General features: G+C 68.1%; 17 protein-coding genes and 1 pseudogene. 5 read left to right on the top strand and 13 right to left on the bottom strand.

Annotation, left to right across the window (positions count from 1 at the left end; all coding sequences use genetic code 11):
- Window positions 1-206: 206 nt before the first annotated feature.
- From AQI95_RS33300 to AQI95_RS45390, 4 genes and pseudogenes are all read right to left on the bottom strand, one after another.
- Complete coding sequence (locus AQI95_RS33300) at window positions 207-2,198, bottom strand: hypothetical protein (RefSeq protein ID WP_067132672.1); 1,992 nt, start codon at window positions 2,196-2,198, stop codon at window positions 207-209.
- 373 nt (window positions 2,199-2,571) lie between these two features.
- A complete protein-coding gene (locus tag AQI95_RS33295) occupies window positions 2,572-3,675 on the bottom strand; it encodes a glycosyltransferase family 4 protein (RefSeq protein WP_067132669.1) in 1,104 nt (367 codons plus the stop codon).
- A gap of 366 nt (window positions 3,676-4,041) precedes the next feature.
- Complete coding sequence (locus tag AQI95_RS45400; RefSeq protein WP_079071650.1) at window positions 4,042-4,923, bottom strand: IS5 family transposase; 882 nt, start codon at window positions 4,921-4,923, stop codon at window positions 4,042-4,044.
- 1,376 nt (window positions 4,924-6,299) lie between these two features.
- Window positions 6,300-6,461 (bottom strand): annotated as a pseudogene (locus tag AQI95_RS45390) (IS5/IS1182 family transposase); the annotation flags it as partial.
- Between the two features lie 374 nt (window positions 6,462-6,835).
- Here AQI95_RS45390 and AQI95_RS33285 point away from each other — a divergent pair.
- A complete protein-coding gene (locus AQI95_RS33285; protein ID WP_067132663.1) occupies window positions 6,836-7,636 on the top strand; it encodes an FkbM family methyltransferase in 801 nt (266 codons plus the stop codon).
- A 118-nt stretch (window positions 7,637-7,754) separates the two neighbouring features.
- Here the strand turns inward: AQI95_RS33285 and AQI95_RS33280 are convergent, their stop codons facing one another.
- Window positions 7,755-8,288, bottom strand: a complete 534-nt coding sequence (locus AQI95_RS33280; protein ID WP_425264937.1) for a GntR family transcriptional regulator — start codon at window positions 8,286-8,288, stop codon at window positions 7,755-7,757.
- Window positions 8,289-8,839: 551 nt separating this feature from the next.
- On the opposite strand from AQI95_RS33280, the gene AQI95_RS45385 reads away from it, so the two are divergent.
- From AQI95_RS45385 to AQI95_RS33275, 3 genes are all read left to right on the top strand, one after another.
- Window positions 8,840-11,365 carry a tetratricopeptide repeat protein gene (locus tag AQI95_RS45385; RefSeq protein WP_159056621.1) on the top strand — a complete coding sequence of 842 codons (2,526 nt, stop codon included), beginning with the start codon at window positions 8,840-8,842 and terminating at the stop codon, window positions 11,363-11,365.
- Window positions 11,366-11,617: 252 nt separating this feature from the next.
- A complete protein-coding gene (locus AQI95_RS47530) occupies window positions 11,618-11,794 on the top strand; it encodes a hypothetical protein (RefSeq protein WP_159056620.1) in 177 nt (58 codons plus the stop codon).
- A 1,032-nt stretch (window positions 11,795-12,826) separates the two neighbouring features.
- Window positions 12,827-13,816, top strand: coding sequence for a lytic polysaccharide monooxygenase auxiliary activity family 9 protein (locus AQI95_RS33275; protein WP_067132657.1), 990 nt, complete (start codon window positions 12,827-12,829; stop codon window positions 13,814-13,816).
- Between the two features lie 51 nt (window positions 13,817-13,867).
- On the opposite strand, the gene AQI95_RS33270 is transcribed toward AQI95_RS33275, so the two are convergent.
- Entirely contained in the window at window positions 13,868-14,731 is an 864-nt protein-coding gene (locus AQI95_RS33270) for an esterase/lipase family protein (RefSeq protein ID WP_067132654.1), read from the bottom strand.
- 179 nt (window positions 14,732-14,910) lie between these two features.
- Window positions 14,911-15,357: a MarR family winged helix-turn-helix transcriptional regulator gene (locus AQI95_RS33265; protein ID WP_067132651.1), complete on the bottom strand. Its 447-nt coding sequence runs from the start codon at window positions 15,355-15,357 to the stop codon at window positions 14,911-14,913.
- 87 nt (window positions 15,358-15,444) lie between these two features.
- On the opposite strand from AQI95_RS33265, the gene AQI95_RS33260 reads away from it, so the two are divergent.
- A complete protein-coding gene (locus tag AQI95_RS33260) occupies window positions 15,445-15,819 on the top strand; it encodes a cupin domain-containing protein (protein WP_067132649.1) in 375 nt (124 codons plus the stop codon).
- Between the two features lie 54 nt (window positions 15,820-15,873).
- Here the strand turns inward: AQI95_RS33260 and AQI95_RS33255 are convergent, their stop codons facing one another.
- The 6 genes from AQI95_RS33255 to AQI95_RS33230 all read right to left on the bottom strand — a co-directional run bounded on the left by AQI95_RS33255 (window position 15,874) and on the right by AQI95_RS33230 (window position 25,407).
- Entirely contained in the window at window positions 15,874-16,848 is a 975-nt protein-coding gene (locus tag AQI95_RS33255; RefSeq protein ID WP_067132645.1) for a DNA polymerase Y family protein, read from the bottom strand.
- Window positions 16,845-20,300: a DNA polymerase III subunit alpha gene (locus tag AQI95_RS33250; protein ID WP_067132936.1), complete on the bottom strand. Its 3,456-nt coding sequence runs from the start codon at window positions 20,298-20,300 to the stop codon at window positions 16,845-16,847. The genes AQI95_RS33255 and AQI95_RS33250 overlap by 4 nt, the downstream gene beginning before the upstream one ends.
- A gap of 202 nt (window positions 20,301-20,502) precedes the next feature.
- Window positions 20,503-21,585 carry a S1 family peptidase gene (locus AQI95_RS33245; protein ID WP_067132642.1) on the bottom strand — a complete coding sequence of 361 codons (1,083 nt, stop codon included), beginning with the start codon at window positions 21,583-21,585 and terminating at the stop codon, window positions 20,503-20,505.
- 332 nt (window positions 21,586-21,917) lie between these two features.
- Window positions 21,918-22,817: a S1 family peptidase gene (locus AQI95_RS33240; protein WP_067132639.1), complete on the bottom strand. Its 900-nt coding sequence runs from the start codon at window positions 22,815-22,817 to the stop codon at window positions 21,918-21,920.
- Window positions 22,818-23,101: 284 nt separating this feature from the next.
- Window positions 23,102-24,346, bottom strand: coding sequence for an NtaA/DmoA family FMN-dependent monooxygenase (locus AQI95_RS33235; RefSeq protein WP_067132637.1), 1,245 nt, complete (start codon window positions 24,344-24,346; stop codon window positions 23,102-23,104).
- Entirely contained in the window at window positions 24,343-25,407 is a 1,065-nt protein-coding gene (locus AQI95_RS33230; RefSeq protein ID WP_067132634.1) for an LLM class flavin-dependent oxidoreductase, read from the bottom strand. Before AQI95_RS33230 ends, AQI95_RS33235 begins: the two co-directional genes overlap by 4 nt.
- Between the last annotated feature and the right edge of the window lie 95 nt (window positions 25,408-25,502).

Below are 25,502 nucleotides of genomic sequence, written 5' to 3'. Positions count from 1 at the left end.
CCGCGCCGCCGCCGGTGCGGATGGCTTCCACGACGGCGTGGCTGAACATGCTCGGGGCGCTACGCGGAGTGCCCCGAGCATGTGGTGTCAGTTCTGGCAGGCGCATCCCCATGGCGGTCTTCCCCCCGGTGTCGGCCAGGGCGGGAGCGCGGGAGTTCTCCACCGAGGTGTCAGAGGCATCGGCGGCCAGTGGTACCGATCGGTCCTCAGATGACGTCGATGGCGGTGGACTGTGAGATGCGGTCGCCGACCGTGAACTGAACGCTGGTGGTGCCGTGGGGTGTGTCGTCGGAGGCGCTCACGCAGACCCACATGACCGACTGTGATCCGTCCTCGGGGATGGCGAGGTCGACGTCGGAGAAGGACAGGGTCTGGCCGTCGTCGGAGATGCTTCCCACGTAGAAGGTCTCGTTTCCGTCGGCGCCCCAGACGGTGAGCTGGTGGTCGGGGCTGTCCGGCGTGCCGAACCGCAGGGCGGCGTCGGCCGGCAGCACTGCGGTGACCGTTTGCAGCGGGATGGACTGTGATCCGTTGCTGCGCACCTCCACACCCGGGTACACGACCGCGCCTGCCCGCTCGGCGGTCACCGGGCTGCCGCCGGGCGAGACGGTGAAGTCCGGTGTGACGACGATTGGGGTGGAGGCAGTGGACTTCGCTCCCACGGTGAAGGTGAGGCTCGTGGTACCGAGCGAGGCGTCGTGGTCGGCACTGACCGCGACCCACATCACCTTCTCCTGGCCGGGCGCCTTGTCCAAGTCGACGTCGTCAAACGTGAGCGTCATCCGGTCCGCGGAGAGCTGCCCTTGGTACACGTCGCCGCCGAGCACCGTCAGCTGGTAGTCCGGCATGCCCTCGGTGCCCCACCGCAAGCCCTGACCTGCTGGCAGGCGCACCTCGACCTTCTGCAGTCCGATGGGGCCCGTGCTGTTGGTGGCCCGGACCCGGACCCCGGGGTAGCCGACGTCCGCGCCCTGGACCAGTCGCACATCCGGCGGACCGCCCGGCCCTACCTCGAACGCCGGTGTCACCTTCAGTGAGTACACCGCCCGTACGCCACCCGCCTGAGCGGTCACCTTCACCGGGCCCTGGCCTGCCCCGGCCGTCAGTGCCGGTGCCGTGGCCAGTCCGTTGCCGTTCGCTGTCACCGACACCGACCGGCCACCGCCGGGGAACGAAGCGTCCCCCTCGGTCACCGTGAACGTGACCACCGTGCCCGCAATAGGTGTCTTCCCGTCGGCCGAGCACGCCTTTACCACAAGCGGATCGGCGAACTTCTCACTCGGTTCGGTCGTCTGGCCGTCACCCGACACCACCTGCAGCAGCCCGACAGTCACCTGCCACTGCAACACCACCAGCCCGTGGCCGCCGTTGTGGGAACCGCCGCCGTTGCCCACGCCGGGCTGGTAGTCCGGATTGTCGTTTCCGGCGGCGAGACCGCCGGTGGACTTGGCGGGAGCGGCCTGACCGGCGGTGGTGACTCCCCCGCTGACGGCGGAGGCTAGGTAGCCGGATCCCCCGCCTCCGACGCCGGGGATCTGATGGGCGTCGTTGGAATTGGCTTGGCTCACTCCTCCACCGCCACCCCAGTAGCCGCCACCGCCACCGCCACCGCTCATGGTGAATTTGCCGGCGTTCTGGCCCGCGTTGCCTCCCCACAGCGCGGCGCCGGCCACACCGGGTGCCACACCCCCGGTGCCGCCCACGCCCCCTGCAGTCTGCGTTCCCGGGCTGCCGTCACGGGCGTCGCGTCCGGCCGTGGAGCCGGACAGACCGCCCCCGCCGCCGGCACCCACGCCGGGATTGCGAGTCCCGGTGGCCCCACCGCCGCCACCGGCGATCACCAGTGCTTGGGCCTGCGCGAGAGAGTCCCTGAACACGCCCGACAAGCCGCCCCCGGAGCCACCCGGGTAGTCCGAGCGGCTGCCCGCCCCGCCCTGGCCGTACGTGCGCGCGGCTGACCCGGCCTGTCCGCCCTGGCCCACCACGACCAGCAGCCTCTGCCCGGGCGCCACGGCAACGGTCCCGGTGCTGAAACCACCGCCTCCGCCGCCGCGCCCAGAATTTCCGGGGTCCCCTGCACCGCCGCCACCGGCGCCCCAGACTTTGATCTCGACATGGGTCACGCCCGCGGGCACGGTGGCGAACTGGTCGGCGCCGGTGTAGGTGAAGCGCTGGGTGGCGAGATTTGCCTTACTCATGACGTACGTCCTTTCGTTGACGTGCGATCGATAGGAGCAGCCGCGGGCCGCCGGTGTACCGGTGCACCGCGACGGTCAGGGGCGCGGTTCGGCCCTCGCGCCCGCCGCGTCGTCGCCGGGAACACAGCCCGTCTCACCGGCATCGATCCGGCCTGCGGACTCCCGGGCGGAGGGAAAGATGTCCAGGCTTATGACGTGGCGTTCTTTCGCTGCGGACCGAGGTGATTTCCAGTGGTGTGCATTGCAGGCAGGTCGTTTTGCTGGGGGGCAACTACCCAGAGTGCGCTGGGAGTTCTTGCCGGGCTGGTGCAGCGAAGGTGATGCCGTTGCCCGCAGCAGCGACGTCGTGATCCGGGTCCGCCGCCCCGGACCGTCAGGGACATGTGCGTCGTTCGGCTTCGGTGGCCACGACGTCGACAGAGCTGCGGCTCATCTCGCCGGCGTCGACGAGCGTGCCGAGCGCGCGCCGGCGCAGGCTGGTGCGTGGGCTGGTCCTGCTCAGGGATTCGACGGCGTCGCACCACAGGTCGAGGTCGGGCGCCGCGCTCAGTTCGATGGAGCGGGCCCTGGCCCGGCGGGAGGCCCGCTCCCAGGTGCCCGGGTCCCGCAGGGACGCCAACGCGTGGATCCAGGCGTTCAGGTCGTCGCGGTAGGCGAAGATCCCGGCCTCGCCGAGGGACTCGACCAGGCCCGGGGTGGGATGGGCGATGACCGGGATGCCGGAGGCGAACGCCTCCACCGCCACCCGCCCCCACGACTCGTACAGGCTCGGCATGAGCATCACGCGCGAGCGGCTGTAGACGTGCTCGCGCATCTGCTGTCCCGGCACACCGTCGGCCACTTCGCAGTTGGGCAGCCGCGGTGGCGGCATGATCTGCTGCCCGTAGGCGCCGCGCACCCCGAGGAAGTTCCATTCCGGGGTCCAGGCGGCGATCTGCCAGAACACCTCGCCACCCTTGTCCGGGTTGAGATTGACGAGGGTCGCGCGGTCGCCGGGCTGGGTGCGGTATTCCTCGGCGAGCACCGGTGGGCGGACGACGATGCTGTGCCGGGGCAGGAACTCGCGTGGGTAGCGGGCGTAGAAGATCTCACCGTCCCGCCGGATCCACTCGCTGTTGTAGACGACGAGGTCAGCGCCCGCCGCGTTGTGAAAGCTGGTGGCGAAGTTGTCGTGACAGATCACGGCCAGGGGAATCCGCCGGTCCCGCGCGAGCCCCGCCAGCAGGGGCACGTTCTCGAAGTGGGACAGCAGCACGTCCGCCTTCTGCGCGCGGGCAGCGAAGTCCATGCCTTCCTGATACGGGACGACCTGCACCCCGTCGATCTCGTAGCTCTTCTCGGTCCCTCCGGGGTGCGAGAGCCAGACCTCCACCTGGTGACCGCGCCCGGCCAGAGGGCGGAGCATCGAGTGCAGCATCCACTCCGAGCCCGCGTTGTGGTCCGGCGGATACCCGTACACCCGGGCCACGATGGACATGCTCCGCCCCGGAGATGCCACGGCCAGCCGGTACGGGCGGGATGCCACTGAGTCCACCTGCAAAAAACTCCCTCCCCACGGGTCGAAACGACAGCGTCGGCGCACCAGGCGCAACAGGGCTGGCTACGCCCCGCATCGACTTCGAGCCGGGCGACACCCATACCGTCGGCGAGAACGCCAACACCTCCATGCAACTACCCTTCGCACTCAGCTGAATACACTGCGTGTCCGCCGTGTGGGTCAGCGTACGGAAGTACTCAACGGCGCTGCCACGTACGTCACTTGACCGCGCGAGCGGCTCGCGTGCGCCTCGCATCAGCCCTGTTCATCACCCCCAGGGCCGCTACGCGGGTTCTGCCTGGCGGGCTATCTACAAAGCCAGAGCCGAAGGGCTGCGGTAGTCACGGTGCCGTGAAAGACATACGCCCTCTTGTCGAAGCGCGTGGCCACCGCCCGGTTCATCTTCAATCGGGCGATCAGTCGCTCGACTTCGTTCCTGCGGACATAGCGTGCTCGGTCGAAGCCGACGGGCCGGCCGCCGTTGCTGCCGCGACGCCTACGGTGGGCCTGCTGGTCACGGCGTTCGGGGATGGTGTGCTTGATCTGTCGACGCCGTAGGTAACGGCGGTTTCGGCGTGACGAGTACGCTTTGTCGCCGCTCACATGGTCCGGTCGGCTGCGCGGACGGCCACCGGTCGGCCGGGGCACGCGAATGCGTTCCAGGACCGGGATCATCTGCGGGCCATCGCCCCACTGTCCTGGGGTGAGCAGCATGGCCAACGGCCGCCGTCCGCCCTCACCCGCCAAGTGAATCTTTGCCGTCAGACCGCCACGTGAACGGCCGAGGGCTTCATCCGGTCGGTGCTCAACGGGCCGGGAACGCCTGCCGGGCCATTGCGGCGCTTGCTTGCGTGCGCCGGCGGCGTGCTGATGAGCACGGCACACGGTGGAGTCCACGCTCACCATGGACCAGTCGACAAGGCCGGCCGCGTCGGCATCAGCTTGGACAACCCGGAAGATCCTCTCCCATGTGCCGTCTGCGGACCAGCGCCGGTGCCGGTCATAACAGGTCTGCCAGCTTCCGAACCTCTGTGGAAGATCCCGCCACGGAATGCCGGTCCGTATGCGGAAAAGGATCCCGTTAATGATCTTCCGGTGGTCCTTCCACCGCCTGCCTCGACCAGCGTTCTTCGGTAAGTACGGCTTCAACTGCGTCCATTCAGAATCGCTCAGATCGCCCCGTCCCACACCGCCCTGAACGATCGGCATCCCTGCTCGTCACTGACCTATCAGACAGGCCCTAGGAGAACTCTTTCAACTGGGGGGATCAGTGAAGAGAAACGCGAGATCGGCGTTGGCGGCTGGCTCGGCTGGCGTGGCACTACTTGCCATGACGTCGACCGACGCAAACGCCGAACCCGCTCACGTCAGGTACTCCGCAACACAGATCACAACAATGGATCCGATACAGCAGGCGAAGCTACTGGATCCGCTTCGTCGAATCGCCAACGCCGTCGACCGGGTGGGCAAGGGCGGGCAAGGGCGGGCAGTCGGGTATCTACGCGGGTCTGCGCATCGATGCCCCGCAGGACAAAGTGCATGTGTATGTGACCAATCCGTCCGACGCGCCCGAACTCATTGCGGCAGCCCGGAAGGCGGACGCCACCATTGATCCGGCGAGGATCGTCGTAGAGAAGGTCCGATACCCACTCGACGCGCTCCACGACGCTCGCAGCAAGCTACTTTCCGAGGCCAACGCCAAGCGTCTCCCGTACAAGATCTACTCCGTGGCGGTCGACGCCGAAACATCCTCGCTGGACGTGGCCGTCGATACGCCGACCAAAGCCAACGCCAGCATTGCCCAGACGCTCGCCACCACCGAAGTCCCGCTGCATTTCACCCAGGGACAGAGGATCACACGCTCCAATTGGGCTGAAGCGAAGTGGCACGATCACTCTCCCTTCATCGGCGGAGACGTGATCACAGACGGGAACTCGTACTGTTCAGCCGGCCTTCCCGCTGTCCGCATGAGCGACAACACCCGCGTCATGGTGACCGCAGGACACTGCTTCTCCCAGCCCGAGAGGGTCTACACCGGAGCGGGATCCACTCCTTCCTTCGGCAAGTTCTATGACGGACTGAACGGCACCAAGGGCAACTACGTCGGAACCGTAAGTGGAGTCTCCTCCGGCTGGGATGCAGAAGAGCTCATCGGCGCTGACATCAACGCTGACGCCAGCGAATCCAGCGGCTATGTTCCCGTCACGAGTGTGGCCTACTCACACAAAGGCGACTACGTCTGCCAGGATGGCGCCGCGTCGTACTTCATGAAGCAGGGCACCGTCTGCGGCATCGAAGTCATCAACGACGACATCACCTTCAAAGAAGACAACGGCTGGACCGTGAGAAGCGTCGAAGGTACCAGGCTTCCATCCAACCCTTGGACCCGGCCGCGCAAGCTGGCCGACGCCGTGCTCGCCAACATGGCCTTGGAGGTCACCGAGCCCGAGCTTCCGTCGCCGGACCTCGAACACATCACGGGACACCCGCCCCGTCCGTTCCGCGCCTGGGTGGCGGACCACGCCGACGCGTTCCGCCAGGAGGTCGCGCAGCCAGGTGGTCGATCATGTTCGGCGGCGGGGGCGTGTGACCCTGCGGTGGGTGGTCCAGGCTCGGCGGATGAGATTGCGGACGGTGATGATCGTGTCGGTGAGGTCGAAGGAGGCTTCGATGACGTTGATCCGGCGTTCGCAGCAGCGTGCGAGTCGGTGGAAGGCGTTCCGCCACGTTGCTGCGGGACGCGGAGGTCTCCGTGCCGCAGCCGCGCCAGATGCAGGGGTCAACAGCGGTCAACAAGGGCGGCCGACAGGTACCTCCATGCCCGCCACCGGCCGGCGAACCAGCAAGTCACTGGCCAGACGCCCCGCCCTCTCTCCTGAAGAAGTGGTCGACGGCAGCCGCGTTGACGTCAACGCCAGCGGACAGGGGCAGACAGTGACGGCCCGGTACTACTGAGGTCACCGGCTAGTGGCCTCCCTCGCCAGGGCACCTGTCACCGTGATGACAATGGGGTGGTGGCAAACCCTGTGGATCAGGGGCCGCCGCCGAAGTGACGCCTGCGGGCTGGATTGTTGACTCCAGCCCTGATACATCACTTGTCATGGCCATGAGCGCGATTGAACTGCACAGTATCAATCGTTGGGAGACGTCCTTCCTGCGCGAGGAGGTGGGCGGCTACTTCACGCACGGCGTCGAGTGCACGCCGGGCGCGACAGTACTCGACGTGGGCGCCAACATCGGCGTGTTCTCGGCGGCCGTCTACGAGCGGCTGGACGGGGACGTGCGGATCTACGCCTTCGAGCCGGTGCCGCCACTCCACGCGACACTCGAACGCAATGCCCGCGAATTCTTCAACGGACGTCTGATCGCGCTCCCTTACGGCCTGGCGTCCCGTGACGACGAGCTCGATTTCAGCTACGTTCCGGCCGCCACGATCTTCTCGTCCTCATCGCGGGATCAGGGGAACATCGAGGCCGAGCGGCGGCGGGTCACCGCCAGCATTGTCGAAATGATCCGCCGGGGCGGCCTGGGACCGGCCCTGCGCCGCGTACCCGCCCCCGTCCTCACCCTTCTCGTCAGCCGCAAGCTGCGGGTGATGCGGCAGCTCGAGACGCACCGGGTCACGGTCAAGCCCCTGTCATCAGTACTCGACGAGCAGGGCATCGACCACATCGACCTGCTCAAGGTCGATGTGGAAGGCGCCGAACTCGATGTGCTCAGAGGCATCGAGGAGCGGCATTGGCCGCTGGTCCGCCAGACGGTCGTCGAGGTGGAGCGCTGGCAGCAGAACCGCGACGCGGTCCGCGACCTCCTCCTCACGCGCGGCTTCACGGTCGTCACCGAGCAGGACCCGGTGCAGCAGGCCGGCGACATCGGCATGGTGTTCGCGGTCAGGCCCTGACCACGCGCAGCACCCCCGGCCGGGCGCAGCTGGGCAGGACTGTCCCTCCCCCTCTTCCTGAGTCCCCGGTTAGTCCGGTCGGCGAGCAACGACTCGGCGAGGGGATAGGCCCACTCCGTCAGCTTCGACAAGCTACGAACGCTCCTCTAGCATTCGGCACAGCACGGACCGTCCGCACCTTGCCCTGCCCGCCTGCGGACAGCCATCCAGCGGCTTCCAGCTTCTCCAGCCCCTTGGTCACGGTGGGCCGCGAGACGCCGAACCTTACGGACAGCGCGGAAGCACTGGGGAAGGCTGCCCCCACCACCAAGCCGTCATCCACGAACACATCGACAAGCCGTTCTGCCAGTGGCCTACGGTCCGTCGGCTGCCCCGTCCGGATCACGCGCCAGCGCCCACCCGGCACCGACTCGGCAGCCCCCTCCTTGCGCAGCACGCCGAACGCTCGGAGGAAGACACCACGGGAGACTTCGTACTTGTCGATGAGTTCCGCGACCGACGGCAGCTCCGCCATCGCCGGATCCGCATCGATCTCCGCTTTCAGCTGCTCCGCGATCCTCTGAAAGGTCCCCCGCGGGCTCGCCTCCTGCGACACTCGCTCTCCCTCCCTCAACCCGTCGCCGGCCTCAAGCCTCCCACGCCGTGTCTGCATCTGAGGCGTCCCACGTGTCCGGCTGTCCGGTTGAGGCCCTGACCTGCATCAGCACGCCGGAGACCACAAAACACCAGTCTCCGAGTGTTCGGCTGAGAGAACCTTCCCTACTCCCATCAAGGCGGCTCGCTCCGCTCACCGCGCGCGGCCCGGCCCCCGGCCGGGTCTGCGCTCCTGTCTGCGCCCCGCTCCAACCCGGCCGCCACCCGAGCCGCGCACGGTACTCAGCCAGAGGAGGGCGCATCGGGCAGCAACCTACCCTCCAAAGCTTTGGAATCCCTACTCGACAGTTCCCTCGTACGACCAGGTCAGGGGGCCTTGCCTGCCACCACGAGCCCCAGATCGTACTCGTACGCAGGGACACCACAGCCCGAGCCCTACGTGCCTCATTAGCCAGATCCCCCAGCCTGCGTAGCACTTTCTCGGTACGCTGCTTGGAGAGGTGCTCATCCACATGAGCCAGGGCAGATCAGCTCGGGGGTCGCATGCAGCAGGGGGACGAGCGAAACCATCTCCGGATATCAGACCACGCGTCTGTCGACAAAGCCGTAGTGATTGAACATGCTGGCCACGTATCGCTTTCCGGTGGAGAGCTCAAGCAGCGACGACGACCGCTTCAGGCTCCGCGCGATATTCCAGAATTCACGGGCCGCCAGGCGATAATCAAACAGGTCGAAGCGTCACTACTCAGCGATCGGGGCGCGCCCGCAGTTTGGGTTCTATCCGGTATGGCCGGTGTAGGGAAATCTTCAATAGCGATCAGAATAGCGAATAAGTTTCCCAATAATTTCCCAGACGGCATCCTCTATGCCAACCTAGCCGGAGCTAGCGCTAAGCCCACTGATGCCACGGAGATATTGCATCGCTTCCTCAAAGATCTTGGGGTCTCCGTCGGAGAACTTCCCAGTGGTTACGAAAGTTTAGTAACTGCCTACAGGACATTGATCGCCACTAAGGCGATCCTCGTCGTGCTCGATGACGCGGCCGACACGGCGCAAGTAAACGACCTCATCCCCACGTCGCCACTGAGTGCAGCCCTAATTACCAGCCGCCGACCACTCGCGACCCTTCCAGGATCACAGAGTATCCCCATTGATGTTTGGACAGCGGACGAGTGCATCAAATTCCTCCAAGTCCTACTCGGAGCTTCACGGGTACAAAGCGCAAGCGACGAGGCAATTAAACTCGCGGAGATTTGCGGGCGCCTTCCAATTGCTCTGCGGATCATCGGAGCTCAACTGATACGAAGGCCCCTATGGCCCCTCGCTCGCATGGTGTCCCGGCTTCGCGATGAACAGCGAAGGCTCGAAGTCCTAAGGGCAGACGACATTGCGATTCGCTCTGTTTTTGCCACGGCCTATGAATCTCTCACACCTGATCAAGCACACCTATTCCGTATAGTGGGACTAACCCTCGGTTCGACTTTCAGCATAGAATCGGTCGCTATAATGGCCGATGAGGACGAGTATACGGTCGAGGATCTTCTGGAAGACCTTGCGGATCGCCACCTGATTAGCCCAGACGAGGTTCCTGGCCGATATCAACTTCACGACCTTATGCGACTTTTCGCAAAAGAGAGAGCGTACGACGAGGAGCCGTCCGAAGAAAGAATTGCCACCCTGCGGCGCCTCCTAGAGTGGCATTTGCGAGTGCTGGAGGGTGACAGTCCATCAATCCGCACGTGGGTGCGCCTAGAAAGGCGGAGTCTCGTGACTGGCGTGCTCATTGCCGGTGAAAATGGATGGGACGAGATCTGCTGGCGAACGGCCAACGAGTTGGCCACCTACAATTCATTGGACAGCGACTACGTCGACTGGATTACCTGCAATCAAGCCGGATTAAAAGCTGCACAGAATTGCCGGTCACGCGAGGGTCAAGCCCTTATGGCCGGCGGGCTGGGTCAGGCTTCAAGAGCACTCGACAAACTCAACGACGCGCGATCCTATCTTGAACAGTCTTTGCAAGCTTTCCGTGAAATAGATGACCAGCACCGTTGCGCTGAGATTCTCTGGGAAATAGGGAAAACTGCAAGCGAGCAGTGGGATATCGCACGAGCCATTTCCGCTTACACTGAGTCGATAGACATTTTCGAAGCAATCAAACGTCCGTCTTACGTCGCGCGCGCCTTCCATGCTCTAGGGCATCTGTATAGCGGCATCGGTCGTCACGATGAAGCTTTAGCGTGGTACGAGAAAGAATTGCAACTTGCTGCAGAGAATGGCGCTAACGCTCACCGCCGCGGCGTCGCTTACCAAGGAATGGCCGCCTGCCTAGATTCCAGTGGCATGGCTGAGCAATCGGTCGATTCCTACGAGAAATCGATCACGCTAGCAAGAGAGACTGGCGACACTAAAGGATTGCGCATTCGGCTTGTCCGAAAAGCTAAGGTGCTTGAGAATTTGGGGCGCATAGCGGAAGCTAATGCGGCATATCAAGAGGCTCTAGAAAAAGCTCGCGAGGAACAGAACGACAACGCGATCACCTGGGCTAAGCACTCATTGGCTGATGCGCTCGCGCGGCAGAATGAAATCGAGAAGGCCGACGCGCTCTACGCCGAAGCGCTTACAGCTGCGGAGTTGGAAGATGATCCAGAAGGGCTCATCAGCACACTTCACTGCTGGGGAGATTCGTACACGAAACGCGGAGATTTTGATCACGCTATTGAGCTACTCGAGCAAGCGGCGCTAGCTGCTCGCCGGACCGAAAAGGAGCAGGATCTAATGCAGATTTTGCTCTGTCGGAGCCGGGTCGGGGAAAAGAAGGCCGATATTCCTTCCGCTCTCTTCCATGTACAAGAGGCAGTGAAAGTAGCACGCTCTTATGGCTCAGCAAGAATTTTGGCAGATTGCCTCAGGAATGAGGGAAGGGTGCTCAAAAAACTTGAAAATTTCAGAGTCGCTGCAGACGTCTACGATGAACAACTTCGCCTAGAGGTTCTCATGCAGCAGTGGGGATCAGCCCGCAAGGCCGCTAACGAGCTTTCGTTGACTTGGGTCGAATTGGGGGATGTAGTCAAGGCGGAAAAATATGACACTATCGCATCAGAGTATTCTGCGAGAGAAGAAACAGAAAAGTAGTCCACCCTTTCATCAAGCGTGATAGCTCAAAGAAAGTGGGGCACCACAATGACTGAACCTATTTCCCTGACAGTAGTAAGTCTCATTGCCGGGGGGTTCCTAGCCGAGGCTGGCAGCGGGACCTGGCGAACTGCGACCCACGTAGCTGACTTTTTGAGGCGGAAATTCGGGAGGGATCAGGGGGCCATTGAGGCTCTGCAGGAGTGCGAAGAAGCACCCTCTGACGAGTCAGTAAGAAACAATCTTCGCGCGGTGCTTGACCGTTACCTGGATGGTGATAGCCAGTTCCAGGAGGCTTTGTTGTCAACTCTCGAAGCTGAAGGGTACAGCCGCGATGAGGTGCAAAACAATCGCATCGCAGTATCCGACAACGCTAACGTGGGCAAGATTGTCCAGATAAAGAGCGTCCGGGGCGACGTCAGTTTCTGACGGTGTGCAGGGGGCGCAGAAACGCGCGGAGTTATTGCAACCAGGTCGGGCAGGGTAATCACGATGACAGCGGTCGGGCCCAATAATGAAACGGAGACCGTTCACCCACCTCGCTTTGGGCTCTGGTCGACGACACAAGCCAGTAACGTGGCTGAGGCCAGTGGGGGTACAGCGAGGCATACGCGTGCCTGGTCGGCCGGCGCACCCGCCGTCGTGGCTGGCTGTCGTTGGCTGAGGTTCGTGCCACTGCCGTGCCAGATGCAGCGGTCAGTTACGGTCAACGAAGGTGTCTGGCAGTCGAGTTGCTGGGCATCTCACCAGTTTTGGAAGCCCCTGGTCAGCGGCAGGACAGCCCAGCCTCTCTCCTAAGGCGGTGCTCCTCGTATGGGATCCCGCACGGGACCCGCTGAACTACCTGCACGGCACAACGCAGTCGTGGAGAACGGACCTGTCCCATGTGTCCAACTGTCCGGTCATGGCTCTGACCTGGGTAGATAGGCCGGACACCCTCGCAATGTCAGTGTCCGGTTGTTCGGGTCTGGGCTGTAACACTGCGGGGGCAGCCAGCCTCTCCGCCCATCAAGGCACGGACCACGTCGCTCCCCGCGTGCCCAGCATCGGTCGGCCCGTGCGTGAGTGGCGCGTGAGATGAGCGGGTGGAACCACCCAGAAGAGTGTTTCAGCAGCTCAGAGGTATCTCGGAGGTGCGATCTCGCTTGGCCTCCGGAGCCATGTGCGTAGTTTCCCGACGCAAGATACCCAGGTGCAGCCGGGAGCCAATCCGGGAGCCAACCAAGGCGTCCGGCTGCGGACGAACACGGACCGCCACGGACAGTAGCCCTGCTCGGACGCAGGTCGGCTAAAGGGTCCCTCCCCCTCTTCCTGAGCCCCCGGTTAGTCCGGTCTTAACGGCACCATAAGGATCTCCTCCCCCCGTCTCCAGCAGGCGATTTCGCGGTTTCCCGGGGCTAGGTTCTGAACACCCCCACGGGATCCAGCCCCGCCGAAGATCCGTCTTTCGAGGAGTTCCGCATGCCCGCTCGTGCCCGCCGCACGGCCGCCGTCGGCGCCGTGCTCGGTCTGCCGTCGCTCGCCCTGACCGTGCTCGCCGCGGCGCCCGCGTCCGCGCACGGCTCGATGGGGGATCCGGTCAGCCGTGTCTCGCAGTGCTACGCGGAGGGGCCGGAGAGCCCGAAGTCGGCCGCGTGCAAGGCGGCCGTGGCGGCCGGCGGCACGCAGGCGCTGTACGACTGGAACGGCATCCGGATCGGCGATGCCGCCGGACAGCACCAGAAGCTGATCCCGGACGGCAAGCTGTGCAGTGCGAACAGCGAGGAGTTCAAGGGCCTGGACCTGGCCCGCGCCGACTGGCCGGCGACGAGTGTGCACAGCGGGTCGTACACCTTCAAGTACCGGGTGACCGCGCAGCACAAGGGGACGTTCAACGTCTATGTCACGAAGCCCGGTTACGACCCGGCCGAGCCGCTGTCCTGGTCCGAGCTGGATCTGGCGCACCCGGTGGCGACGGCCACCGACCCGGTCGCCTCGGGCGGCTTCTACACGTTCTCCGGCACGCTTCCGCAGCGGTCGGGCAAGCAGCTGCTGTATGCGATCTGGCAGCGCTCGGACAGCCCGGAGGCGTTCTACTCCTGCTCGGACGTGGACTTCGGCGGCGCCGGCTCGGCCGGCACGGGCAACAGCCCGGCACCGACGGCCTCCGCGCCCTCGGACCGGCAGATCGCGGACGGTGCCGACAAGTCGACGATGCAGCACCACGGCCACGGCGGCGACGACGCGAGCACGCCGCCGGCCCAGGAACCCGCACAGCAGCCCGCACAGCGGCCGAGCGGCGCGCCCAACGCCCCGAAGGCGGCCGGTACCGCGAAGAATCTCGCGGAGACCGGCGCCTCCTCCGGCACCTCGTACCTCGCGATGGGCGGCGCCGCGGCGCTGGCGCTCGGTTCGACGGCGCTGTTCCTGTCGGTGCGGCGACGCGCGGCGGGCGGCGCCCACCGCCGCTGAGGGGTGCGGGGTCTGTCCGGCGGCTCAGGTCGGACAGGCCCCGGCGGCACGTCAGCTGAAGGCCGACGCGCAGGTGGTGTCGGTGGCGTGGGCGGGGTCGAGCGCATTGGCCACCTCGTGGAAGGCGATGCGGTCGAACAGGCCGATCGCGACGTGCTCGGAGAGGTCGAGCGGGCACAGGTCCTGCAGCAGCACGTTGTGGACGTCCGCGCCGCTCAGGTACTGGCTCTGCCACGGCGTGGCCACCTCGTCGTACTTGGTGGCGATGACCGTGTAGTGCACCCCGGGGACGGTGTCGCCGCCCGCGTTGAGCTTGGCGAGGAAGGCCGAGCCGGGGATCTGGTCGGCGAGGCCGGGGGTGGTGGCCTTGATCAGGTCCGCGGCGCCGGGGAAGTACGGCAGCAGGTTGGTGAGGCCGCTCAGGGTGGCGCCGTGGTTGTCGGGGGCGAGGCCCACGAGGGCGTTCACCTTGGCGGCTCCGCCGAGGAACTTCAGGTAGTAGCGGGGCATCATGCCGCCCTGGGAGTGCCCGACCAGGTCGGCCCGGGCGGCTCCGGTCGCGGCGAGCACCTTGTCCACGAAGGCCGACAGCTGCTCGGCCGACTTGTCGATGGGGCCGAGGCCGTAGAAGAGGGGGACGCCGGGCAGCTGACCGTAGTCGAGGGAGAAGACGCAGTATCCGCGGTCCTTCAGATACGGGGCGAGGGACAGCCAGTTGTCGACCGAGTTGCCCAGGGTGCCGTGCACCAGGACGACCGGACGGGGGTGGGCGGCGGAGGGCTTGCAGGAGAAGTCGTTCCAGCCGCTCTGCGGAGCAGCGTCGGCGGCATGCGCCGCGGCGGCGGGAACGGTGGCGACGGCGGCGGTGAGGAGCAGCGCGGCGAGGGGTCTGAGCACTCGCTTCCAGGGCAGCATCGGGTGATCTCCTTGCGGCTCAAGGGAGGTACGACGGCCTTACCCTGTGATCCGGATCACGAGGATGCTGTTCACTCGTCAAGTTACGGGCGAGTAGTGCAAGTGTGAAGTTACGCGTCAGTAAAAACTTCCAGTGATAACCACGGCATCACTGGACCCCATGGAACCCTGACAGACCGTCACCAGGCGGGCCGGATCGGTCCATGCGGAGCGATCCTCGCCAACCGCTCCCCCCACAGGCGCACTTCGCCTTCACCCAGCAGATCGCCCCACGCCCGCACCACCCCGGCCGCCGCCTCCTCCGCCGCCCGGGTGCAGGCCCAGCCGCGCTCGGTCAGCACGACCAGCCGGGCCCGCGCGTCCTGCGGATGCGGCCGGCGCTCGACGTACCCCTTGCGCACCATCTCGTCCACCAGCTGACTCGCGGCCTGCTTGGTCACCCCGAGATGCGCGGCGAGATCGGTGACCGTGGCCCCGCCCGGGGCGAGCCTCGTGAAGGCGAAGCCGTGCACCGGCCGGAGATCGGCGAACCCCCGCGCGACGACCCCCTCATGGATGCGTTGCGTGAGGTCACCGGCGACGGCGAGCAGGGCGGCGGACAGGGCCATGGCTTCGGAGTTCTGCACGGAGGCATTGAAACACCCTTGACATGATGGTCAAGCAGCTTGACTATATAGTCAATCCACTTGACCACTTGATCGGAGACCACCGCCATGCCCGTCGTCCGCGCAGCACAGGCCACGACCCATGAGCTCCACGGCGCCCGCTTCGTCTCGTACGCCACCCCGCGCACCGGCAGCAAGGAGCTGTGCGCCTGGCGCGGGGAGATCCCGGCGGGCACCAAGGCGCCCGCCCACACCGTCAACCGCGAGGAGATCTTCCATCTGCTGGTGGGCGAGCTGCTGATCACCCTCGACGGCCGGACCGACCGCATCGGGGCGGGCGACACCGTGATCGTCACCCCCGGTACGCCCTTCGCCGTGGAGAACCCGACCGATCACACCGCGCTCTCCTGGGTCACCACCTCCGTCGGCCTCGAGGCGGAGCTGGCGGACGGCACCCGTATCACCCCGCCCTGGGCGAGCTGACGCCCGTCCGAAGGCATCCCCGCCCCGGGCCGGCCGGCGCCCGTCCGAGTGCGGTCACGCCGCCAGGGCGCCCGGCATCACCGCCCTCGGTCCGAATTTCGCCCGCGCGCGGTCCGCGACCTCCTCGATCCGGCGGACCTTCTCGTCCACGGGGTCGAAGGTGAGCTGGTAGGAGGCCTGGTCGGCGGAGGCCAGGCCCTCGGCGCGCAGGGCGAGGGCGCGAACCCGGGCACGCTGCAGGCCGAGCGCCTCGTACATGCCGTAGGCCGCCTTCGTCAGGGCCGCCGAGTGCGCGGTCGGCTCCCGCAGAGTGCGGCTGCGGGTGGTCGAGGAGCCGTCGGCGTAGCGCACGGTGAGGGTCAGGGTGCGGCAGATCTCCTCCACCGCGCGCAGGCACCCGCCGATCTCCTCGGCGGCGGACAGCAGCGCCCTGCGGTGCCGGTCGGGGTCCAGCTCGTCGACGTCGAAGGCCCGCTCCGTCATCAGCGACCGTGAGACGGCGTTCGGCACGACCCGGCCCCGGTCGATGCCGCTCGCCTTCTCGCGCAGCTCGCGGCCCGCCCGCGCGCCGATCAGCCGCTGGAGCGTGGACAGCGGCGCACCGGCGACCAGACCCAGGGTGTCCAGGCCGTACTCGCCCAGGGTCCGGGCGGTCGCCGCGCCGACGCCGGGCAGCGCGGACACGGGCCGCGCGGCGAGGAACTCCGCGCTGCCGCCCGGGCCCTCGGGCACGGCACATGTCACCCCGGGCCGGGCGTCGCGCAGCGCCACGCGAGCCAGCATCGGCCCCGGACCGGCACCGATCATGCAGTCGACGCCGTACCGCGCGAGCGCCCGCACCCGGATCACCGAGGCCAGCTCCACCGCGCTGCGCCCGAAGTACCGCTCGGCACCGCGCAGATCGGCCAGCGCCCCGTCCGGAGGCAGCGCCTCGACGACCGGGGTGAAGTCCTCCAGCAACCCGAGCAGTCCCGGCAGGGCCGCCTCGTACATCGGCGGCAGCTGGAAACGTACGCAGAGAATGGTCATCCCGCACTCCCCGGACTCTGGTGCCACAACTTCCGTACGGCAGCAGGCCCTTGTGCGGCCTCCTGCCCCGCGGGCCGCAGATCGGCCCACGGATGCATCTCGTATCCGGTCGACAGCCGGATCCGCCGCCCACCGGTGGGATCGCCGTCCGCGTCCTCGGGCACCGGCTCCGCGAGCCGCGCCGCCACCTCGTCGAGACCGCCCTCGGCACGCAGCTCCACCAGCTCGGCGAGATTCCAGGCGGCGGACCCCACCACGCTCAGACTGCGCGGACCGCGCCGCTGCACCACTCCCCGCACCAGCAGCAGCCACGAATGGAAGACGGTATGGGCGCAGGCGTCGTGCGAGTCGTCGAAGAACGCCAGGTCGACCAGGCCCGTGCCGTCGTCCAGGGTGGAGAAGATGACCCGCTTGCCGGAGCGGATCGGCGGGGTCTGGGTGGCCGCCTTGGCGCCCGCGACCAGCACGGTCTCACCGTGCCGCGCCTCGCGCAGCCGGCGCGCGGAGACCACGCCCAGCTCTTCCAGGAACTCCCGGTGGTCGTCCATCAGATTGCGTGAGGTGTCCATGGACAGCACACCCAGCTCGGCGCTGAGCCGTTCCGCCGACGTCAGGTCCGGCAGTCCCGCCGACGCGGTCTTCCCGCCGTCCGCCGGGGGCGCCTCCCACGCGTCGAGCAGCGGGGGAGGAAGCCGGTCACCGCCACCGCCCCGCAGACCCCGGTGCAGCTCGGTCAGATGCAGCTGCAGATCCCGCCGGTTGGCACCGAAGGCGTCCAGGGCCCCCACCTGAGCGAGCCGTCCCGCCACCGGCCGGCTCGGCCGCCCCCGCTCCCAGAAGTCCACCAGGGAGGAATACGGCTGCCCGTCCGCGATCCGCTCCGCCTCCGCCCCGCTGATCCCATGCACATCGGAAAGGGCGAGCCGCAGCCCCCACGCCCCGGACTCGGACACCAGTTCGATCCGATGGGCGACCCCGGACGCGTTCACGTCCAACGGCAGGATCGGCACCCCGCGCCGCCGCGCGTCGGCGAGCAGCAGCCGCTTCGGATACATCCCCGGATCGTGCGTGAGCAGCCCGGCGTAGAAGGCGGCCGGATGATGGGCCTTCAGCCAGGCCGACTGATACGTCGGCACGGCGAAGGCGACGGCATGCGCCTTGCAGAACCCGTACGACCCGAAGGCCGCCACGATCTCCCAGGTCCGCTGAATCGTTTCCGCGCCATACCCCCGGACCGCGGCCTGCTGCGCGAACCACACCTTGATCCGCCCCTGCGACTCCGGGTCGGACAGCCCTCGTCGCACCCGGTCGGCCTCGCCCCGTCCGCACCCGGTCATGATGGCGACGATGTCGATGATCTGCTCGTGGAAGACGACGACGCCGTACGTCCCTTTCAGCGGCTCCTCCAGATCCGGATGGGGACAGCGCACCGGCGCCCGCCCGTGCCGCGCCTCGATGAACGGCCGCACCATGTCGGCGGCGACGGGTCCGGGCCGGAACAACGAGATGTCCACGACGAGATCGTCAAAAGTGCTCGGCTGCAGCCGCCCCACCAGGTCCCGCTGCCCGGGCGACTCGATCTGGAAGCACCCGAGCGTCTCGGTGGACCGGATCAACCGGTACGTCTCCGGATCGCCCGCCGGCACCGCGTCCAGATCGACCCGCTCCCCGGTCACCCGCTCCACCTCGGCAACGGCGTGCGCCATCGCCGACTGCATCCGCACCCCCAGCACATCGAGCTTGAGCAGCCCGAGGTCCTCCACGTCCTCCTTGTCGAACTGCGACATGGGGAACCCCTCGCCACTGGTCGGCACGACCGGCGTACGGGAGAGCAGGGAGGCGTCGGAGAGGAGCACCCCGCACGGATGCATGGCGACTCCGCGCGGCAGCGCGTCCAGCCCCTCGACCAGCTCCCACAGCTTCCCGTACTTCTCCTTCTCCCCCGCGAGCCGCTTGAGCTCGGGCAGTTCCTCCAGCGCCGCACGGGCGTCGCGCGCCCGGATGTGCGGGAAGGACTTGGCGATGCGGTCGATGTCGGCCGGGTCCATGGACAGGGCGGCACCCACGTCCCGGACGGCGTGCCGGACCCGGTAGGTCTCCGGCATGGAGACGGTCGCGACCCGCTCCTGCCCGAACCGCCCGATGATCGCCCGGTACACCTCCAGCCGCCGCGCGGACTCCACATCGATGTCGATGTCGGGCAGCACGACCCGCTCCTTGGACAGGAACCGCTCCATCAGCAGCCCGTGCTCGACCGGGTCGGCGTTCGCGATGCCCAGCAGATGGTTCACCAACGACCCGGCGCCGGAGCCACGGGCGGCGACGCGGATTCCCATCGCCTTCACGTCGTCCACGACGTGGGCGACGGTCAAGAAGTAGGAGGCGAAGCCGTGATGGCCGATGATGTCCAGCTCGTGGTGCATCCGCTCCCAGTACGCACGCCTGCCGCCGTACCCGAGCCGCACCATCCCCGCCACCGCCCGCGAGGCGAGCGCCCGCTGGGCGGTGCGGCGGCCGGCGCCGACGAGATGCGCCTCGGGAAAGCGCACCGTCCCGATGCCGAGGTCGCCCTCGGGGTCGACCAGGCACTCGGCGGCCGTCGCCCGGGTCTGCTCCAGCAGCCGGTGGGCGGTGTCCCGCCGATACCCGGCAGCCTCCACGATCCGCTCGGCCGCCCGGAACATGGCGGTCGCGTCCTTGAGCCAGGCCTCGTCGGAGTCCAGCTCCTTCGTCGGGTCGATCGGGACCAGCCGGCGGGCCGCGTCCAGCACGTCGGCGACCGGCCCCTGGCCGGGGTCGGCGTACCGGACGGCGTTGCTGAGCACGGGCCGCACCCCCTGCTCGGCGGCGAAGCCGACGGTACGGGCGGCCAGCCGCAGGGAACCGGGCCCCGTACCCGTACGACCGTGCCAGACGGCCTCCAGGCGCAGCGCGTCGCCGTAGACCTCACGCCAGGGGGCGAGCAGCCCGGCCGCGCGGTCGGGGCGGCCGGCGGCCAGGGCCCGGCCGACGTCGGAGCCGGGGCCGAGCAGGACGGTCAGGCCGGCGCCGTGAGCGTCGGGCCAGGGCAGCCGGCAGGCGGCCCCGCTCCGGTGCGCCGCCGTGACGATCCGGCACAGGTCGGCCCAGCCCCGGGCGCCGTCCCGGGCGAGGAAGGTGACCCGGGGTACCGACTCGTCCACGAAGGCACCCCCGCGGACCGGGGTGCGGCGCTTCTCCCGCTGCGGCGCCTGCGCCGGGGTCACCGCGAGGTTCACCCCGAAGAGGGGCCGGATGCCCGCCTTCGCGCTGGCCTTGGCGAAGCGGACCGCGCCGGCCAGAGTGTCACGGTCGGTGAGGGCGAGGGCGTCCATACCCCGCTCGGAGGCGCGCTCGGCCAGCCGCTCCGGGTGCGAGGCGCCGTAGCGCAGGGAGTACCCGGAGGCGGTGTGCAGATGCGTGAAGCCCGGCATCCGCACCTCCCGCACTCATGACCCCGAGGGGTATCGAACATCAGTTCCCAATCTCCCCACCCCCACCATACTCCTTTCTCGAACGCATGTGCGACCCGTTGTTCGGTCGCTCCTCGCCCGCCCGGACTCCCGGCAGCCGCCGTACGCACGAAGTCCCGCCCCCCGCACACGCCGGGGACGGGACTCCATGGAACGAGTGAATTCAGCCGATCTGCGTCCCCGTGGCGGACAGCGCGGCAGCGACCGGCTGGAAGAACGTCTCCCCACCGGAGGTGCAGTCGCCGCTGCCCCCGGACGTCAGCCCGACGGCGTTGCTCCCCGAGAACAGCGAGCCCCCGCTGTCACCGGGCTCGGCACACACATCGGTCTGGATGAGACCGCTGACGGTGCCCTCCTGGTAGTTCACCGTGGCGTTCAGCCCGGTGACCGTGCCGTCGTGCACCTTGGTCGTCGACCCGCTGCGCGTCACCTTCATCCCCACCGTCGCCTCGGCGGCACCGGTGATCTTCTGGGTGGACCCGTCGTACAGATCGACCTCGCTCGGGTGGTCCACCTGCGCCGTGTACTTGACCAGTCCGAAGTCGGTCCCCGGGAAGTGGGACTCCGCGTTCTGCCCGATCTCCTTGCCGCTGGAGTCCGACCAGGTGGAGATCGCCGCGGTGCAGTGCCCGGCGGTCAGGAAGTACGGCTGCCCGTCCTTGACCACGTTGAAGCCGAGCGAGCAGCGCCCACCGGAACCGCTGATCGCGTCGCCTCCGGCGATGAAGGGCTTGAACTCCCCCTTCGATCGCTTCAGTTCGGCCTTGCCGCCAAGCCCGTCGACCACCTTGCTCAGCTTGGTCCACTCCGCGCCGGAGATCGTCTTGTCGGCGGTCACGACGACCTTGTTGCTCACCGGATCGGTCGCCCAGGACGTCCCCGCGATGGTCGCGTCCTTCTTCAGCGTCGTCCGCGCGCCGTCCAGCGCGGCGAGCGAGTTGGCGACGAGTCTCGCCTTGGCCCCGGCCGTCTCGACGGTGTTCACCGCGCTCTGATCGAGCACGTTGACGACGAGGCTCTTGGCCTGGGCGTCGTAGTAGCTGCCGGCGGCATTCGAGCCGAGGTTCTTCAGCAGCGTGGAAGCGAGGTTTCCGGCCGCCGGAGCGGATAGGACCTTCAGTTGCGGAGCGGACTTCACCGGCTCGCTGGCGTTCGCATTCTGCAAGGTGACACCCGCGGCGACCAGTGCGGCGATTCCCGCACCGGCCACGGCGACCCGCCGCCGGGATATGCGTCGGTGCTTCAACTCACGTCCTCCTGTGGGGGGATGGTCCGCGAGTTGTGGGGACCCGACGGACCGGAAGGCTGGTTGACGGGGGCCCACTCTTCCGAACGACACAGGGAGCACACAAGGTTGACTTCAGGACGCGCGCGCGGAGGCTTCGCACCCCCCTCCGCACGTGACTGACCACGGTCACGCCAGGAAATTCGCACTGCAAATACAACGTGCAAGTAGCCCTCAGCGGAACGTGACGACAGCTCTTGGCTTGTTTTCGCCTGCCCCGGCCAACAAAGAGCCCCCGCACACCCAAAGGCGTACGGGGGCCGAACCGCAATCGAGTGCCGCGGCGGGAGCCGTCAGGGCAGCGTGACCCCGTAGTAGCTCAACGCCTCGGTGACCGGCTGGAAGAACGTCGTACCACCGGAGGTGCAGTCACCGCTGCCGCCGGAGGTCAGGCCGTAGGCCACGGACCCCGCGTACAGCGAACCGCCGCTGTCGCCGCCCTCGGCGCACACGGAAGTCTGGATCAGGCCACTGACGGTCTCACCGCTGTCGTAGTGGACGGTGGCGTTCAGCGCCGTGACCCGCCCGCTGTGCGTACCGGTGGTCGAGCCGCGCCGGTAGACGGTCTGGCCCACGCTGGGCGTGCCCGCGCTGCTGATGCTCTGGTTGCCGACCGCGCTCGGGTGCGCGATCGAGGAGTTGGTGTACCGCACGAGCGCGAAGTCGTTGCCCGGGAAGCTGTAGCCGACGTTGGTGCCCAGCACCGTGGTGTGGCCGGAGTTGCTGTACCAGGTGGAGGCGACCTGGCCGCAGTGACCGGCGGTGAGGAAGTAGTACGTGCTGCCGCTGTGCACGTTGAAGCCGAGGGAGCAGCGGTACTGGCCACCGTAGATGGCGTCGCCGCCGCTGATGAGCTTGCTGAACCTGCCGGAGGTGTGCTTGATGGTCAGCGCGTCCGCGTTCGCGCCGGCCTGCCGCTTGATCCTGGCGATCTCGGCCTTGGACACCGTGCTGTCGACGGTGACGACGACGCGGTTGGACTTGCCGTCCACCGCCCAGGCCGTACCGGGCACATCGGCCTTGCCGACGGACTTGCTCGCCGTGCCGAGCTGGGCCGCGCTGAAGGTGTGGTTGTCGCTGGCGTTCGCGGTGGGGGCGGCGAACGCGGCCGCGGCCAGGAAGCCGGTGGCCACGGCGATCAGCCGGGTCCGTCTCGCGTTGCCGTTGCGGGGAGTGGTGCGCTTGTTCCTCACTTTTCGTTCCCTCCCAGGGGAAGTCGGGGGCCCGCGTGGGGTCGGGGCCGGTGAGGCGCAGCCAGGGGAACGGCCGGGTTCCGAACACGCATGCCCCCTGACAAGCGCTGAGGGGGAGTATTCGGCCGAACGACCGGTCGCCACAAGGGGGCCTTTCGGCCGTAGGACTTTAAACCACCCTTACGCATCAGCCCTTGACACCGGCCCGACACACGCCTTCCCCATCGGCCACCCAAGTCCCGGGAGTGTCCGGAAGTCGCCCCCGTCGTTCCTCTCATCTGTGATCAGCCTTCCCCCACCGGGTGGGACAGCGCGAGATGGGAGCGGAGAGTGGCGCCCTCGTACTCCGTGCGGAACACGCCACGGACCTGCAGCAGCGGCACCACCCGGTCCACGAACTCCTCCAGCCCGTCGGCCGCCAGCAGGAATCCGTCGGCGGCTCCCTCGCGGACATGGGCGTGCAGCTCGGCGGCGACCGAGTCGGGCGTGCCGACGAAGGACGGCCTGCCGCTCGCCTCGATCACGGTCTCCCGGCTGGTCAGCCCCTTCTCCTGGGCCAGCGCCCGCCATCTCGCGACGCGCGCCAGGGTGTCCGCGTCCCGGCCTCGAGGGGCGATCGCGGGCAGCGGGCCGTCGGGGTCGTGCCCGGAGAGGTCCACGCCCCACAGCCGCTCCAGCACGTACAACGCGTACCGCGGAGTGACCCGTTGCCGTCGGATCCCGGCGGCCCGCTCCTGCGCCTCGGCGGCGGTGTCCCCGAGCGCGACGGTGACGCCGGGCATGATTCTCAAGCCCTCGGGTGCGCGGCCGTACGCGGCGAGCCGCCGTTGGGCGCGGGCGTAGCGCAGGCGGGCCGCCTCCAGCGGGCCGGGCCGGGTCAGGAGCACATCGGCCGTGGCCGCGGCCAGCTCCCCGATCTCCTCGGACTCGCCCGTGTGGATCACCACGGGCCGCCCCTGCGGTGAACGCGGAAGCCCGAACTCGCCCGCGATGTCGAAGTGCCGGCCCCGGTGCGCGAACGGCCGGGGCGTCCCGTCAGCTGTCCAGGAGTCCCACAGCAGCCTCGCCACGGTGACGAATTCGGCGGTCCGCGCGGAGTGCTCCGAGTCTGCGCCGGGGCGGAAGTTCTCGGCGGCGTCCGGCGTGGCCGTCACCCGCCACGCCGCCCGCCCCCCGCTCAGGTGGTCCAACGTGGCTATCCTGCGGGCGAGTTCGTACGGTTCGCCGAAGGCGGTGTCCGCCGTGGCGGCGAGCCCCAGCCGTGCGGTGCTCCCGGCGAGCGCGTTCAGCAGCGCGGCAGGTTCCGGCCGGCCCACCGGTTCGAGGTCGTGGATGCGGCCTCGGTGCTCGGGCAGCCGCAGCCCCTCGTCGAGCAGCAGGAAGTCGAACAGTCCGCGCTCGGCGACCTGGGCCAGGCGCTCGAAGGAGGCGAACGAGGTCCACGGGTCCGTGCGGGGGTCCGCCCATCCGGTGGTCTCGTCGGTGCCCGGGGCGAGGACCGCGAGATGCACCTGCCGCCGTGGGCTCATGACGCTCCCCCGGTCCCGGCGTACCGGTTGGCGGGCCGGGCGAGGCCCAGGTGCTCGCGCAGGGTGCTGCCCGGGTAGAAGGTGCGGAACAGCGCGCGGTGCTGGAGCAGCGCCACCGTGCCGTTGACCAGCCGCTCCAGGTCACGGCGCGGCTCGACGGGCACGAGGTGGAAGCCGTCGGTGACACCGTCGGCGTGCCAGCCGGCGATCAGTTCGGCGAGATCGACCGGGCCGCCCCGGTACAGCGGCCCGCGCGCGGTGGGCCGCGGTCCCCCGCCACCGTGTCCGGGCTCGGCGGCGCGCTCTCCGTCGCCGAGGTCGACCAGCAGGCTCACCAGGACCCGCACACCGTCCGGGTCCCGTCCGGCCCCGGCGGCCAGAGCGCGCAGTTCGTCGCGTACGGCGGTGGCCTGTGCCGGGGTCGCGGCGCGGACCAGGGCCACGTCCGCGTACCGGGCGGCGACGGAACGGGCCTGGCTTCCGGTGGCGTCGGCCACGCGGACGGGGTGGCCCTGCGGCGGCCGGGGTGCGGTCGAGGGGCCCCGCACCGAGAAGGCGGTCCCGGTGAAGTCGACGTGGTGCAGCCTGTCCCGGTCCAGGAAGCGTCCGCCCGGCGCGTCCCGCAGTTCGGCGTCGTCCTCCCAGCTGTCCCACAACTTCGCGGCCACGTCGGCGACCTCCCCCGCCTCCTGCCACAGCGCCCTGAGCGGTGCCGCGGGACGGCGGCCGAAGAGCCGGGCCTCGTCCTCGCCGGTGGACACCTCGATCCGCCAGCCGGCCCGGCCATGGCTGACCCGGTCCAGCGTCGCGACGGCGGCCTGCACCCGGAAGGGCTCGGTGTAGGTGGTGGTGACGGTCGGGACCAGACCGATGCGCCGGGTCGCGGGCGCGGCCCGGGACAGCACGCCGAGGGCGTCGGGCCCGGGCCGGCCGAAGGAGTCGTCCAGCGTCACGAAGTCCAGCCCGCCGCGCTCGGCGAGCCGGACCAGCTCGACGTACGGCTCGGCGTCGAAGCAGCCCGGCAGATCGACGGCGGCGGCCAGATGCAGCAGACCGCTCATGTCCGACGCCTCCCCGGCCGCGCTCCCCGTCCCCGCCGCGCCGGCGAGCGGCCACGGCGCCGCGGACCGGCGGTGCCGAGCACTGCGCGACCGGC

Origin of the sequence: Streptomyces yokosukanensis, from assembly GCF_001514035.1 — a bacterium.
Taxonomy (GTDB): Bacteria; Actinomycetota; Actinomycetes; order Streptomycetales; family Streptomycetaceae; genus Streptomyces; species Streptomyces yokosukanensis.
This window is presented reverse-complemented; position numbering and strand designations above follow the sequence as displayed.